At 58.8% G+C, this 15,747-nt stretch carries 12 protein-coding genes; all 12 read left to right on the forward strand.

What is annotated here, in order from left to right; translation table 11 throughout:
* The first annotated feature begins 134 nt into the window (after window positions 1-134).
* The 12 genes from FE851_RS04345 (at window position 135) to FE851_RS04400 (ending at window position 15,747) form a co-directional block, all read left to right on the forward strand.
* Window positions 135-638 (forward strand): transcription termination/antitermination NusG family protein, encoded by a 504-nt coding sequence (locus tag FE851_RS04345; protein ID WP_186378742.1) that lies wholly within the window; start codon window positions 135-137, stop codon window positions 636-638.
* Window positions 639-679: 41 nt separating this feature from the next.
* Complete coding sequence (locus FE851_RS04350) at window positions 680-1,240, forward strand: hypothetical protein (RefSeq protein ID WP_145200107.1); 561 nt, start codon at window positions 680-682, stop codon at window positions 1,238-1,240.
* 237 nt (window positions 1,241-1,477) lie between these two features.
* A complete protein-coding gene (locus tag FE851_RS04355; protein WP_145200110.1) occupies window positions 1,478-2,137 on the forward strand; it encodes a DsbA family protein in 660 nt (219 codons plus the stop codon).
* 645 nt (window positions 2,138-2,782) lie between these two features.
* On the forward strand, window positions 2,783-4,138 hold the full coding sequence (locus FE851_RS04360) for an O-antigen ligase family protein (protein WP_261370968.1): 1,356 nt from the start codon (window positions 2,783-2,785) through the stop codon (window positions 4,136-4,138).
* Window positions 4,135-4,860 carry a polysaccharide biosynthesis/export family protein gene (locus tag FE851_RS04365; protein ID WP_261370847.1) on the forward strand — a complete coding sequence of 242 codons (726 nt, stop codon included), beginning with the start codon at window positions 4,135-4,137 and terminating at the stop codon, window positions 4,858-4,860. The genes FE851_RS04360 and FE851_RS04365 overlap by 4 nt, the downstream gene beginning before the upstream one ends.
* A gap of 57 nt (window positions 4,861-4,917) precedes the next feature.
* Window positions 4,918-7,107, forward strand: coding sequence for a GumC family protein (locus FE851_RS04370; RefSeq protein WP_145200118.1), 2,190 nt, complete (start codon window positions 4,918-4,920; stop codon window positions 7,105-7,107).
* A 142-nt stretch (window positions 7,108-7,249) separates the two neighbouring features.
* Window positions 7,250-8,341, forward strand: coding sequence for a hypothetical protein (locus FE851_RS04375; protein ID WP_145200121.1), 1,092 nt, complete (start codon window positions 7,250-7,252; stop codon window positions 8,339-8,341).
* Between the two features lie 167 nt (window positions 8,342-8,508).
* A complete protein-coding gene (locus FE851_RS04380; protein ID WP_186378744.1) occupies window positions 8,509-9,828 on the forward strand; it encodes a hypothetical protein in 1,320 nt (439 codons plus the stop codon).
* A gap of 34 nt (window positions 9,829-9,862) precedes the next feature.
* On the forward strand, window positions 9,863-11,563 hold the full coding sequence (locus FE851_RS04385) for a CAAX prenyl protease-related protein (RefSeq protein ID WP_145200127.1): 1,701 nt from the start codon (window positions 9,863-9,865) through the stop codon (window positions 11,561-11,563).
* A 42-nt stretch (window positions 11,564-11,605) separates the two neighbouring features.
* On the forward strand, window positions 11,606-12,643 hold the full coding sequence (locus FE851_RS04390) for an NAD-dependent epimerase/dehydratase family protein (RefSeq protein ID WP_145200129.1): 1,038 nt from the start codon (window positions 11,606-11,608) through the stop codon (window positions 12,641-12,643).
* A gap of 9 nt (window positions 12,644-12,652) precedes the next feature.
* Window positions 12,653-13,933: a Vi polysaccharide biosynthesis UDP-N-acetylglucosamine C-6 dehydrogenase TviB gene (tviB, locus tag FE851_RS04395; protein WP_145200132.1), complete on the forward strand. Its 1,281-nt coding sequence runs from the start codon at window positions 12,653-12,655 to the stop codon at window positions 13,931-13,933.
* Window positions 13,930-15,747: an ABC transporter ATP-binding protein gene (locus FE851_RS04400; RefSeq protein WP_222422929.1), complete on the forward strand. Its 1,818-nt coding sequence runs from the start codon at window positions 13,930-13,932 to the stop codon at window positions 15,745-15,747. Before tviB ends, FE851_RS04400 begins: the two co-directional genes overlap by 4 nt.

The raw sequence follows: 15,747 nt of genomic DNA on the forward strand, positions 1-15,747 counted from the left end.
CCCCCCCCCCCCCCCCCCCCCCGCGGGGATCTGCCGTTGGTGAAACAACGGAGCCCGCTGCTTCGAACAATGGCACAACGACCAAATCCGTCGATTGGTCACAAAGTTCACATTCTATCGGCGCTGGAATGAAAATGGATAAGTGGTTTGTGGGATGCGTATTCGAGAACAAGAGAAAGTTCGCGATTGAGAACCTCAAAAACCAAGGGTTCGTAGTATTTGATCCCTTCTTTCGTAGAGTGCGAAACAGGTTCGGCAGGAGCGAATGTGCAATGGCTCCACTATTCCCGGGATACCTGTTCTTGTCTTTCGACCCCGATCTCGGTCGCTGGCAGTCTGTCAACTCGACGTATGGAATGCGCTATCTCGTTTCGGTCCGAGGCAACCGGCCCACCCCGGTTCCTCGAAATGTGATGGACGAGTTGCGTAGACGATGCCCGGACGGAGAATGGAAAATCGGCGCGGGGGATTTGCGGCGAGGCGATGAAGTAAGGATCCTAAGCGGACCATTCGCAGGTTCCGCAGGAAAATTTGTCGAGATGAAGTCCAATGATCGTGTCGAACTTCTCCTCAAGTTGCTTGGCGGTGAAACCTCTGTAGCAATGCCATCCAGTCACATGGGTCTGAATGTCACTTGATGAATTGAGATGGGAACCTGTCTGTCCAGAAAGGATTAATCATGAAAAAAATGAGAAAGAAAATCGCAATTGCCATATTAGCCGGGTCAATTTTCTCCTCTCCCGCGCTGGCCGAGACCCGCCCATACTTCAGCTTTTCTACATACACCAATCCTGCCGTCATCGGTGGTAGCAAGCTGTTCAGTGCAACCTTTGAGGTCGCGCCTGACACCGGCACACTCAGCATTGGCAGCACGTTATCGTATGGCGGAGCACCCGTGACGGTGAATAGCTTTTCGGGACTGAGCGTCGGCGACACGATCACCAATCTCTCGATCAACTTCAATGTTGCCGGAACGACATATGCGATGACCAACAGTGGGATCGATATCCTTCCAGGGTCCGACAACACAGTAGTGACGTGGAGTAATCCAGGCCGCAATCAGGTTGGAGGCACATCTGTTGCGACAATGTCTTACTATGGCATGGCGGCACCGGAAATCGACGGCGGCCTCGCGGCGAGCGGCGTCTTGCTGTTCGGTGTCTTCGCGTTGTGGGCGGCGAGGCCCCGCGACGGGAGCCTGATGCGTATCCGCCGCAGTAGGGTGCAGATGCCCGCCTGATCCAGATGCGGCTAAGCGCCATTGGCGTGGCTTTGATTCGCGTTGACCGACTCCGGCTGCCTGAACTGCTGGAAAATATGACGAAGAACTTCGGGCAATAGTGCAAGCCCGACCAATAATACTTCAGTGTGAATACAAAAACTAAGCCGCTCCGAGTGCGATTCTCTCGGAGTGCGGTAGCTATGGGACGACAAGCGTATGCGTTTATCCTGGTTTATCCGCGTTCTCGCACTAGGCATGACACTGGCGCCAGCAGGAAGCTTCGCCGCGTCACCTGATATGGAGATTCGGCCGACATCTGAATTCACCTACGTGATTGTTGGTCGACCCGCTGGTGCACTCCAGATCGAACTGCACAATGTCATCCACGATCCGGTAGATCTTGCCATTTCACTGTTGGTGCGCTGCGGCCCGCATGAGGGCCTTATGCGTCGGCACCATGAGTTTCTGGCTCATCAGCAAGCCATACTCGACCAGGTAACGCCTGAACGGCTGAAATCCTGGACGAAAGGCACAATCACGGAACGGACGGTACGTATCGCGGATGATCTGGGTCTGTTCAAACTAGCCGCGGAACTCGGCGTAGCACACGCAGAAGCGTCGGCGTGCCTTACAGACGAAACCGATATCCAGCATTTGACCGCCATGACAGATGCCGCTCTGAAGTCAGGCGTTGAGGCCACCCCGATGTTCCGCCTGAACGGTGAATTGCAGAATGGGATCTACGTCTGGAAGGCGCTCAAGCCCCTCGTCATGCAAGCTGTTCGGCAGCGGGATGGGCATCTCGTGCAGCTGGTCGAATATGTCTCTTACACGTGTCCGCATTGCGCCCGATTCGAGCTGGAATCGGCGGATTATCGTGCTCGGCTGCTGACATCTCCGTTGCCGCAAGAGTGAGCAGGCGGACACTCACGATGGTACAAGCTCCCAGCCATTGGGCTCGATCCATTCTTGCTATGGAGGACGTATGAAATACCGGTGGCCCATCCTCGCGCTTGCTCTTGCAGGTGGTTTCTCATCGACTACTCCCATTTTCGCAGCGTCCGAAGCGCCTTCGCCCGCAGCCACTGCTTTATCGCCTGAGGCATCACCTGTATTGGCCTGCCGCCAAAATGAGCCGACGCCCGTGCTGCACTGCGCCGCACGTAATGATCTTTTGTGGGCACGCCCAAATGCTCAGAACGCGGTGCGCAAAATGGCACAGAAAAGCATTGTTAACTCCGGGGGAGTTCCGTCTTCGGTACTCTATTCCTTTGCAGGTCTAGCGGCGGCAGCGGGTACGGTATTGTCTAGTGGCGGCCACAACTCCGTTAGTCCGTAAGTGTCACCGACGTTCCGAGCATACTTATTTGAACTAACTCTTTATATTGCTCGCAGAAAGTGCTACCCCCCCCCCGCGCGAATCTTGGGTACCCGTTGCCCCTGGACCGCAATCCGTTTTCTGGGCCCAGTGACTCAGCCAGTTGCGGCAAAACCCCTTCATCCGTGCCGTCCAAATCCAACTTTGCCTCGTTTGGGCTTTATCTGGCAGTCGTGTTGGCCATGGTGCTGGGGGGAAGTGCCCGTGCAGATGTCGAGAGCCTCATCGTACTCCATCCTGCCGCAGTGCTATTGCTCGGAGCAGCTGCCTCGCGCATCAGTCTGGTACGCTGGAACCTCTACCGGCCCCATATTGTCTTTGGCGCGACCATCGTTGCATTTGTTGCAGCGCAGATCATTCCGTTGCCCCCGACCATATGGACGCAGCTACCAGGCCGACAGGTAATAACGAAGATTGATGCTGCCAGTGAGATAGGCCGGATCTGGCGGCCCTTCACTATGACGCCGCTGGCGACATGGAATAGCCTGTGCTTTCTAACGTTGCCGACTGCGGTGCTGCTGTTGGGTGCAATTGCACCGTTTCGCCGCCGGAAACATCTTTTGGAACTGTGGCTGGTTCTTGGAGCGTTGAGCGCGTTGCTGGGGATTGTCCAAATCGTTGCGCCCGCGGCCGAGGCTTATTTGTACCTATACGACGTTACCAATATCGGTTCTGGTGTCGGGTTGTTCGCCAATCGCAATCATCAGGCTGTGTTTTTGGTTTGTATGATACCGATGTTGGCTGCTTACGCAGCTCGTCGCGAGGGAACGCCTCAGATTCATAAAATGAGGCGCTATATAAGCCTTGCTGCCATTATTTTCGTGTTCGTCACACTACTTGCAACAGGGTCCCGCAGCGGATTTCTACTGAGCATATTCGCCATGGGATCAGTGCCCTTCATTTACTGTCCTCCTAGCCACCAACGAAATGGAAACGGTATCCTCCGGCGCAGTCAGCCGTGGCGAATTTGGATCATCAGCTTGATCGGCGCAGGACTAGCCATCGCTGCCATAACGATGAACATGGTTCGCGTAGAATCGCTGACACGTCTGACTGATGCAAATCTCACGGATGAACGCCGCTGGCAGATGCTGTCTCTCACCGTAACTGCGGCAAAGACCTACCTCCCTTGGGGAACAGGAACCGGTGGGTTTGCACAGGTGATACAATTGCATGAACCTTCTAACCTGCTTTCACCTCAGTATTTCAATCAAGCGCATAACGACTTTGCAGATCTTCTCCTCACCGCGGGAGTCTCAGGTGCTATTTTACTATTGATAGCAATGGTCGGTTATGCGCGGGTATTTTCTCAGGCAACGCGATTTACCAAGTGGGATATGTCCAGTCCTGACCGGCGCCTTTATCGTGTCGGGCTAACTATCGTGACAATAATCGGCCTTGCCAGCCTCACCGATTACCCGTTGCGCACCCCGGCAATCGCCTGCCTTTTTGTCACGGCGCTTCTATGGCTGCCCCGACAGGGCCAGAAGGTCCGCAAGTTTGCTCCAGCTCCGGCCGCATGGGAAGCCAACCAATGAAATCGAGATGCTTCATGATGGGCCTTGGGGCGACGATCTTATTGAGCGCGTGCGCCTCACCGGGCCTGGAACACGCCGATCCGAACACCCTGACAGTTGTCGAACGCGGCGGGCTTCCCGCGCCTGAAACCGCAGAAGGGCAGACGGGGGAGCGCCCGTACTTGATCGGCCCTTTCGACAAATTGCACCTTGCCGTTTTCGCCATTCCCGAGCTGGCGGCGATGGAGGTCCAGGTCGATTCGAGTGGTCGGGTTTCGATACCGCTGGTGGGTATCATCCATGTGGCGGGGCTTACCCCTCTGCAAATGGAAGAGCAGGTAAAGGATGGGCTACGGGGACGCTATTTGCGCGATCCCCAAGTGGCGGTGAACCTTGTCGAAGCTGTCAGCCAAGTTGTGACTGTCACCGGCGAGGTGAAAAACCCCGGCACTTTCCCAGTTGTCGGTCGCATGACCCTCTTGCAGTCCATCGCGCTCGCCAAAGGTCAGACCGATATCGCCGACCTTCGCCAAGTAGTCATATTTCGTACAGTGCAGAATACGAAGTACGCAGCATTGTACGATGTTCGAGCAATCATGGCTGGCCGTTATTCCGACCCGGAGATCTATGCCTCGGATTTCGTGATAGTCGGAAATTCCCGCGCGCGTCAGATTTTCAAAGACGTAATCTCGTCCGCACCGCTATGGATCACTCCGCTGGTCGTAGCCTTAGGGCGGAAGTGATAGTCTTCATTCACGCCCACGATCCTTTTCAATCTATTCCTATGACCGGATCCGCCCATGACGCTCGATAGCGCCAACATTGTTCCTGCCCAGACGTTGGCGGCCCCCATTTGGCATTCCAGGACAGAGAATGGCCAGCTCTCCGAAATGCCGTACCTGCTATATTACTGGCGGCTTGTAATGCGTTTCTGGTGGATAATTGGCGGAATAATTCTGTCGCTCTTGGCTCTGGGGTTGGTGGTCACTTTGCTGATTCCGCCACAATACACAGCTCACGCTCGGATCGAGATCGACCGCGAGCAAAAGAGTATGGCAGACGTCAGCAATCTGGACAGCGGCCCTAGCCACCAGGACACGGAGTTTTACCAGACGCAATATGCCTTGCTGGCCACTAGAGCATTGGCTGATCGCGTTGTCTCATCGTTGGACCTTGGCAATAATTCGGCCTTTTTTCTGGCACACGGCGTTGGTGCGCCAATTACCGAACAGGGGGTGGGGCTGGCGGAACGGAAAGTTCGCGAGCGACAGGCCGCCAATTTATTGCTGGCTCATATTGCGATTGACCCGGTTAAAGATTCAAAACTCGTCGATATACGCTACACCAGCCGATCTGCTGAGCTCTCGGCGAAAATTGCTAACGAATGGGTGCGATCGTTCATCGAAACCCGCATCGACCAGCAATATTCGTCCACGGGCGATGCGAGGCACTTTCTGGAGGGCCGCCTCAACGAAATGCGCGAACGGCTACAACGCTCCGAAAGAGCCGCAAGTGATTTCGCCTCCGGTGCCGGTATTGTGAAACTGGCCCAAGCGGTTGATTCGACGGGTCACACGGTCTCGAGCCAGACGCTGGTTGAAATGGCCCTGACTGCCCGTGCGGCCGCGTTAAATCAGGCTACTCAAAGCCGCATCACCGCGCAAACTCAGTTGAGCCCAGACGCAGGCGATGCCAGTCTCGACTCTTCAATTATTGGCTTGCGGCAGGCGCGATCGCAACTTGCCGCCCAATACGCCCAGATGCTTGTGCAGCATGAGCCTACCTATCCGGCTGCACAAGAGTTGGCCGCTCAGATGCGACAGATCGACACGGATATCCGTAGTGCGGCAAAACGCATCCACGACAATCGACAGATGGCGCTCAAGCAGGCCAAAGCACAGGAAGCCCAGCTCGAAAGTGAGGTGGCCGAACTGCGCCGCCAGCTCAACGAGCAGCAGCAGGCGACAATCCAATATAATATCTTGCTTCGCGAAGCAGATACAAACCGCCAACTTTATGACGCGCTGTTGCAGCGCTACAAGGAAATCGGCATTGCCGGTACCGTCGGCGCCAGCCAAGTGACAACCGTTGACGCGGCATTACAGCCAAATGGTCCTTCCTCTCCTAGCCTATTGAAGAATCTAGCCTTTGCTTTGCTGTTAGGCCTAGTGTTGTCCGGCAGTGCGATCTTCGCGATCGAGCATGTCGGTCAGTCAATCCACGATTCCGAAATGCTCGCGAGGACACTGGATATCCCCATCATCGGCGAAGCTCCCCTTATTCCCAAGACAAGAATGCTTACTCCGCTTGAGGATTCCGCATCGCCACTTTTCGAGGCTTATGTCAGCATTAGTTCGGCGCTCTCGTTTGCCACTTCGCACGGTGTCCCTAAGACCCTGATGGTCACGTCCACACGAAGCGGCGAGGGAAAAAGCACAACGGCGGCGATGCTGGCATTGATTCTAGCCCGAAAGGGCAAGCAGGTGCTGCTCGTGGATGGGGATATGCGGGCCCCTTCGCTTGCGGAGCTTCTGAGCAAGCATCTGTCGATGATACCGGAAAAGGGATTGTCGAACTATCTGTCGGGTGAGGATGATTGGACTCGGAATATCCAAGCCTCGGACATCGCAGGCCTCTCCCTGCTTTCTTCCGGCCCGAAGCCGCCCAATGCCGCCGAGTTGCTCACAGAACAGCGTCTCGGTGCATTGCTCGCATATGCGACGACGGTTTACGACAACGTAGTAATCGATACGCCACCGATTCTCGGTCTGGCAGATGCACCGTTTATTAGCGGAATGGCCGAGGCATCTTTGCTGGTCGTGGAGGCTGGTGGTCCAGCACAGCGAGCGGTGAAGGCGGCAACCAACCGACTGAGAATGACCAACGGGAAACTTCTGGGCGCCGTGTTGACCAAGGTGCCGCGCAGCCACAACGATTATAGTGGGATATTCGACTATTACGGGCAGGCGGATGACGAGCAGGCCGGTTGAGAGCCCCATCAATGCCGTCCTTCTTCTGCATAGAAGAGTGCGTAGTCGCTGCGTGGGCGGGCTAGTCGTCATCGGACTCGCAAGTGCCATCGCCTGGTATTCAGCGCTTATCGCCTTGCGGGCTGATTATCCGGAATTTGTCATGCGCATCGCGCCCAACGATGGTGTAGCCCAGTCGCTAATCCTCGATCGTGCGATGGGCCGGCAGCAAGACATTCTTGGCCGCGTGACGGACAAGAAGGCGCTGTTGGCAGCGCTGCGGCAAGACCCACTCCAGGCGTCAGTGTTGCGCTGGCTTGCCACTTCCAATACGAATCATGCTTCGTCGCTAGCTTTGCTGCAGCAAGCTCACGCAGTATCGCGGCGCGACCTGGCCACCGAAATTGGCTTGGTTGAGATATCCGTATCGCAAAACGATGTGCCCCGTGCGCTTGAACATTACGACGCGGCTCTTTCGACTCATGAAGAGGCGTGGCTTCAGTTATTCCCATTGCTTGCCCGCGCGCTGGATCACGACGAAGTACGAGAATCCCTAAAAGCGTATCTTTCTCGCCGCTCGCACTGGGTTGGTGCGTTCTTGAGCTACGCGGCTGAGAACGCAAAGGTGGAGAGCGTCCTCGCGCTGCTAAACGACAATGTCGATACAGTAGGTGAAGGCGACTTATCGAGGCTGAGGCAGAAAATTCTCGCCAGGTTGGTCCGGGTGAATGCCTATCCCGAAGCGTTTGCGCTGGCCCTATCGATTGCCCCAGACCTAGACCCATTCCGAGGCATGGACGTCGATGCCAAGACGGCCAATCCAGCACTGCGACCGTTTACTTGGGCACTGCCAGTCCGAGCTGTCACGACTACCCGTTTTCTGTCCGGTGGAGGCGCGGCGATCCAGCTACCCAGGAACAAGATAACCGTGGCACTAACCCGGGTGCTGTTCTTGCCGACGGGGCGCTATGACTTCGCGACGAACATGGCTTTTTCCATTGACGACAAGATGGTTTCCGCCATCTGGGAGTGGCGGTGCATCCGGAACGACGGACGGGAGAAACCCATCGCCCGAGCAGTGTTTCCCGCAAGCACCCAGGCACAGACATTGGAGATGGATGTGCCGGTGACCGAAGAGTGCAAGGCGTTAAGGGTCAACCTGCTGGTTGACGCCGGTGACATACCTACCGGTGCGCAAGTCGCCATTTACGCCGCGGGCTTGCGTAAACATTCTGGCACCACCGAAGCGCCCTAGCATTTCCGCGGTTCGAACTCGAACAGTCCTTTTGCGTTTCATAGCTTTCACAGCCTGAGAATCGCTCACTTGCAAGCGTCTCTGTCTGCGCCGTCCGTAACTCGCACCCAAGGTTCCCAATGGTATATCGCCTCCTGCTCCGGGCCGGCTGTTTGCCGGTTGCCGCTATGCTCCTGACGGCTTCGCAGGGGGCAGCTGTGCATGCTGCGCCTCTTCAAGCGGCTTCGACTGGCTCTAAAGCCGCACCGGCTCTCATTGTGCGGGTGGGCAACGTCAGCATTTTCGAGGCGGATGTCGTCGAGCGTGAAGACGCACTAATCCGACAAGGGGAAACAGAACCCCGAGCCAGGCGCGAGTTGGCCATTCGGCAGTTGATCGCCGAACATATGATCGAACAGCAATTCGACGAACGAGGTGAGATACCCCCCGAACTTGCTGCACAGCTAGCGCTGTCCCGGCGTCAGTTGATGCTTGCTTATGTTCTCGACAGGCGCGTGGCTCAAACGAATGCGGACAGTCCGCCCAGACCTGATGCAATCGAGGCTTTCGTCAGAGAAAATCCGCAGATCTTCGCCAACCGCGCGCGTTTCACCTACACCCGGATCATCGCCGCCGTTCAAGGCCGGGACGCCGAGAAGGTGGTGACGGCCGCCTTGTCGCGTTTGCCGGTCGGCGCGATGCCTGCGCCGGCGCAAGTCAATGCGATCAAATCGGCTCTGCAATCCGCGCATCTGCTGGCTGGTGCTGTCGATACAACGCAAAACAGCGAGCAGGTACCAGCCTTGTTGCTGAAGAAGCTCGAACGCATGGCGGCTTCGGGTTCCTACATCGATCTGCAGCGTAAACCCGGCAGGATCGAGATCCTGATACTACAGTCGCGGCAAGCGGATCCTGTCGATCCCAAGCTGGTGCATGAACAGATCGCAGCGGGTCTCAGGAAGCAAAACCGGGACAAGGTGGCGCTGGCAGTACTGCGTAAGATTTCCGATCCCTTGTATCAAAGGATCGATCCTTCGGTTGCCAGTCAGCCATATGAAGCCAAACCGGTCGGTGAGAATCGTAACGATGCCGCACGAGCGCTCTTGCGGGCGACAATGCCGAATCTGGATTATTTCGTATTGCGCCGTATCGGCGCATTCCTGTGGTGGATGCTTGCGGTCGGCCCCCTCGCGATGGTTCTTTGGCCGCAATTGGGCCTGCGAAAAACCAACCTTGCGCTGCGCCTGAAAGCCATGGCGCGCCAGTTTGGAAATGCTCGCTGGTTGAGGATGGCACCGCCGCTTGTCGTGGTATTGTCCTTAGCAGCACTGCCGCTCGGCCTGCGCATTACCAGCGATGCGTCACGCGACGCGATTATCCTGTCGCTGTGTGGGGCAATATTCGGTGGATGGCTCTATCCGGTGCTTCGCGCGCGTTTTCAGCGGCCGGCTTTGTCGGCCGGCTTGGCTGTACTGTCCAGCCTCGTAGCGTTGATGGCTGTATTCTGATCCAGGAGGCCGCCTGCCTCCTTCCGTGTCGTTCATGACCATTTTCAAATCATATCCTTTCCCGTCCGCCCCGCTGCGCGGGTTCGGTGCAAAGCGGGTCGGCAACCTGATCCTTCTGGCGGGCTTATTCGAGGTATCGCGCCTGTCGCGGTTTGAAAGCGGGATCTTCGTTCAATTCGGCAGCATCCAGGCAAGCGCGCTATATGTCGCCGATGTCTTGTATGTGATTGGCGACATCGTGCTGTTCATGGCGGGAGCGATGCTTCTCAACACGCTGTTCCCTGCAAGCCACGCCACCTTCTCCCGGCAATGTGACGATCGGACCAAAACATGCTGCGGAACGGGAGGGTTGTGGTCGAGATCACTTGGGCCGGGTTGGTGGGCCATCGCAATCCTGGTGTTCTCGTCGGTTTCGCGCAGCCTGCTCTCGGCTCATTATTCCCATATCGGTTTCGCCCAGATTGTCTTGGCTATCGGCAAGCTGAGCGCAACCGTTCTCTTGTGCGCCGGTCTCTTGAAAACCGCACCCGGCCGACTGCTGCGCGCGATGAGCCGTTGGTGGCCGCTGGCGTTCACGTTGTTCGTCTATTTGCAGATGTTTTTTCATCCGCTTCCCATTGCAGCGCTCAATCAGGCCACCGTGGGCCTCGTGCATTGGCTGCTGGTGCATCTGGAAGGCGTCTCAGCAGTATCGATGCAGGCACTGCCCAATGGCACCTGGATACGGCTAGGCGCATTCCAGGTCGATATCCTGCCCGTGTGTTCCGGATATGAAGGCTTGTTCCTGTTTTCGGGACTTTACCTGTCCTATGCACTGATCGCACGGCAACGCCCCGGTCTGGCGATGGCGCTGATCTGGCTGGCCGGGCTGGCGGCCGTGTTTTGCCTCAATGCGCTCCGGATCGTGGCTTTGCTCGAACTCGGTGCGCGCGTCGCTCCGCAAGGCGCGATCTATGGCTTTCATTCACGCTTCGGAATTTTATCGGTCCTGGCGGTGGCGTGTGGCGCGATCTTCGTACTGGAGCGCGCTTGCTCGTCGAATGCTACCCGAGATGGCGGACAGCGGTTGGTCAGCCGGGTAGCTCCGGGGTCTGCCGAGGAAGACGCGGTGAGGGCGGCTTTGCGCGATTGCCTGCCTTTGGCTGCGGTGGTCACCCTCAACCTTGCTTTCGGAATTTATAGAACGGACATCAACTGGGGTTACCCGTTGATTGTCGCAATCACGCTCGGCGTCCTGTGGCACACCCATCGACATGAGTGGCGGGCAGGCAATTCACGGCTTTGGCTGCCCGTACTGGCTGGAAGCGCCGTCTATGGCGTGTGGCTCCACCTGGTTCCGCCCGATCCCGCGCGCAGTCTGGTGATGGAATCCGCGCTTTCGGCGGCGTCCGGAGCACTCGCGGGAGGTTGGATCGCTGTCCGTTTTCTCGGTTCGGCCCTGGTGACGCCTGTAGTGGAAGAACTGGCGTTCCGGCGTGGTCTTTGGCGACTTGCAGAAGATACGCTGGCGCGCCGAGTCCCGACGGGCACTGTCCCGGCAGGGGTATTGCTGATCACCTCCGGATGCTTTGCCGCAATGCATTCCCAACCCGTTGCCGCCTTTGTCGCTGCACTCGCCTACGGAGGTGTGCGGCTGAGCCGGCTCGGTCTCCCGGGTGCGATCGCGGCCCATGGGGTCACTAACGCCATGCTCGGGCTTCACGTCATCGCCACTGGGCAATGGTCGTATTGGTAAGCGATCTTTTCCGCACATCCTTGAGATCACAGAATTATTCCCATGACATCGCTAGGTAGTAAAGCAAGCCGGCGCGTATTCGTGACCGGAACGGCAGGATTTATCGGTTTTCATCTTGCCCACCTCCTTCTGGAGGAAGGGTTGGAGGTGTTCGGTTACGACGGCATGACCGATTATTACGATGTGCGCCTCAAGCAACGCCGCCATCAGGTATTGCTGCAACACCCCGGCTTTGCCTGTGTGGAAGGGCAACTGGAAGACCAGGCGCTGCTCGACCGGACGATCGATGCCTTCGCCCCCGACGCTATCGTGCATCTGGCCGCACAGGCCGGGGTGCGCTTCAGCCTGGAAAACCCGCGCGCCTATATCGACAGCAATGTGGTGGGCACCTTCAATGTGATGGAGGCAGCCCGACGTCTGGGCGTGGCGCATCTGCTGATGGCCTCCACGTCCTCGGTCTATGGCGCAAACGAGGATATGCCCTTCGTCGAGACGGAAAAGGCCGACACCCAGCTCACGATTTATGCCGCCACCAAGAAGGCCACGGAAAGCATGGGCCACTCCTATGCCCATCTGTGGAACCTGCCGATCACCATGTTCCGCTTCTTCACGGTATATGGCCCCTGGGGCCGCCCTGACCTCGCGCTGTTCAAGTTTGTCGACGCCATTCTCGATGACCGTCCGATCGACATCTACAACCACGGCGAGATGTACCGCGACTTCACGTATGTGGCGGATCTGGTGCGGGCGATCCGCCTGCTGATCGACGTGCCGCCGGTACGGCCGGCCTGCACCGCCGACATTGCGCCAGGCGATAGTCTCAGCCCTGTTGCCCCCTTCCGCGTGGTGAACATCGGCAACAGCGACAAGGTCCGCTTGCTCGATTTCATCGAGGCTATCGAATGGGAGCTGGGCAAGCCGGCGATCCGCAACCTTCTGCCGATGCAGATGGGCGATGTTCCCGCCACCTGGGCCGATGCCACGCTGCTCTATCGCCTGACCGGCTACGCCCCCCGCACCGATTTCCGCGACGGTATCTCCCGCTTCGTCGCGTGGTTCCGCGACTATTACCAGAAGTGACCCGCTGACATGCTTCCTTCGCTTTCAGAACTCAAAATCGCCGTCATCGGGCTTGGCTATGTCGGCCTGCCGCTCGCCGTGGAATTTGGCAAATGCCGCCCGGTCGTGGGCTTCGATATCGCCAGCGACCGGATCGCCCAATTGCGCGCCGGCAAGGATTTTACCCGCGAAGTATCCGGCGAGGAACTCGCCGAGGCCCGTCAATTGCGCTTTTCCGCAAGGATCGAGGATTTGACGGACTGCGACGTGTTTATCGTCACCGTGCCCACCCCGATCGACGAGCATCGCCGGCCCGACCTGACACCGTTGCTCGCCGCCTCGCGCACGGTCGGTTCGGCGATCCGGCCGGGCGGCATCGTCATCTATGAAAGCACCGTCTACCCCGGTTGTACCGAGGAGGAGTGCGTGCCCGTAATCGAGCATCATTCCGGCCTGACCTTCAACCAGGACTTTTTCGTCGGTTACTCGCCCGAGCGTATCAATCCGGGCGACAAGGCCCATCGCCTGCCTTCGATCCGCAAGGTCACGGCGGGCTCCACGCCGGACGTCGCCGATCTGGTCGATGCGCTCTATGGCGAAATCATCGTGGCCGGCACGCACAAGGCCGCCAGTATCAAGGTGGCCGAAGCCGCCAAGGTGATCGAGAACACCCAGCGCGACATCAACATCGCGCTGGTGAACGAACTGGCGATCATCTTCAACCGCATGGGTATCGACACACAGGCGGTGCTGGAAGCGGCGGGCACCAAATGGAATTTCCAGCCGTTCCGCCCCGGTCTGGTCGGCGGCCACTGCATTGGCGTCGATCCCTATTATCTCACGCACAAGGCCCAAGCGATCGGCTATTATCCCGAGATCATTCTGGCCGGCCGCCGCCTCAACGACCGGATGGGCGCCTATGTCGCCACGCAACTCGTCAAGGCCATGATCCAGCACCGGATTCTCGTGGATGGCGCCAGGGTGCTGGTGCTGGGCATGACCTTCAAGGAAAACTGCCCTGACCTACGCAACAGCCGGGTGATCGACGTGATCCAGGAGTTGCGCGGTTTCGGCTGCCTGCCGGACGTCCACGACCCTTGGGCGGATCCTGACGAAACCCGCCACGAATATGGCATCGACCTCCGTGCAGCGCCGGAGGCGGGCGCCTATGATGCCATCGTGCTGGCGGTGGCCCACGACAACTTCCGCATGCTGGGCGGCGAAGCAATGCGCCGTTTCGGCAAGGCGCGCCATGTGCTGTACGACCTCAAGAGCGTGCTGCCCGACGGCGAGGCCGACCTGCGCTTATGAGCCCGCATTCGCCCCTCTTGCGCCCCTTTACGGCGGCCTGCTCTCCCGTGCTCAAGATTGCTGATCCGCAACCATCGCTATGGCGCAGCCTTCGCGCGCTGTATCATTTTCTATCCGCGCGCCGCAGGGCACAGCTCGGCCTGCAAACCGGGCTGATGCTGATCGGCGCGTTGGCCGAGATGGCGACGCTGGGCGCAGTGGTGCCGTTTCTGGCCTTGCTGGCGGCGCCCGGCGCCCCGCCATTTCGCATTCCGGTGCTGGATCTGCCGCTGGGTATCCGCGAAGCCTCACTGTTGTTCGCCGTGATTGTGGTGTTCTCGGCGATCCTGCGCATCGCCACCCAATGGGCCGGTTTCCGTTTCGCATTCGGGCTGGGGGGAGATCTGGCGCGCGAGGTGTTCCGTCGCACGCTCTACCAGCCCTATGCCTGGCACGTCAGTCGCAGCAGCAGCGAAGTGCTGGCGGGCCTGACCAAGGTGAATGCGGTCGTGGCCGGCATCATCAACCCGTTGATGCAGGGCATCGTCGCGCTGTTGATCTCGCTGGGCATCATGGCGACGTTGATGCTGGTGGACCCACGCTCGGCCCTGCTGGCAGGAGTGATCATCGGCGTACTCTATGTCGCCACCAGTCTGTTCGTGCGACGGCGGGTACGGCGCAACGGCCAGATCATCGCTGGTAACGAGCGGTTGCGGGTAAAAGCCGTGCAGGAAGGGCTGGGCGGCATTCGCGACGTGTTGCTTGATGGTACACAGACCTTCTTCAGCGCTGCCTTCGACCGGGTGGATAGCCTCAGCCGTCGGGCACAGGCGTCGAACAGCCTGCTCGCCAACGGCCCGCGCTACTTCATCGAGGCAGCGGGCATGGTCTGTATCGTCGCCATGGCCGGCTGGCTGAGCGGGCGGCAGGGCGGGCTCCTGGGGGCGATCCCGATCCTGGGCGCACTGGCCTTGGGGGCCCAGCGCCTGCTGCCGCAATTGCAATTCATTTATTTCGCCTGGTCGCAGATCAGCGGCACACGCGCTCAGCTCGACGATGTGCTGGCTCTGACCACATTGCCGATTCCCGCCGATATGAATGCGCACAGTCTGCATTCCGCCCCTCGGCTGACTGCCGATGCGGCTTCCGCCCTCGTCGAAATGCGTGCGGTCAGCTTCCGCTATGCCGCAGATGGACCGCCGGTGCTTGACAGCATCGATCTGGAGATCCCGCGTGGTGCGCGCATCGGCTTCGTCGGTAAGACCGGCTGCGGCAAGAGCACCCTGATCGACCTGATCATGGGATTACTCGATGCCAGCAGCGGCACCGTACTGGTGGACGGAGCACCGCTCGGGGCGGCCAACCGACGCCTGTGGCAGCGTCGCATCGCCCACGTGCCCCAGACGATCTTTCTGTCCGATACCTCGATAGCGGAAAACATCGCCTTTGGCATGCCGCGCTCGCAGATCGATCGGCAGCGCCTCGAGCGGGCGGCGGCAATTGCGCAGCTGGACACGTTCATAGCCAGCCTGCCCGATGGGTTCGACACATGCGTGGGCGAGCGGGGCGTGCGACTTTCGGGAGGGCAACGCCAGCGGATCGGCCTTGCCCGTGCGCTATATCGCGACGTCGATGTGCTGGTGCTCGACGAGGCGACCAGCGCGCTCGACGATCGCACCGAGGCCGCGGCGATCCGCGCCATCGAAGCGCTGGGCCGCGGTGTGACGCTGCTGATGATCGCGCATCGCGTGTCCACCCTGCGTCGCTGCGACCGCATCGTCGAGCTGGCCGAAGGCCGTGTCCTGACCATGGGGGCGCCCGCTGCGGTGCTGTGA

Origin of the sequence: Sphingobium sp. B2 (genome assembly GCF_007693735.1) — a bacterium.
Lineage (GTDB): Bacteria > Pseudomonadota > Alphaproteobacteria > Sphingomonadales > Sphingomonadaceae > Sphingobium > Sphingobium xenophagum.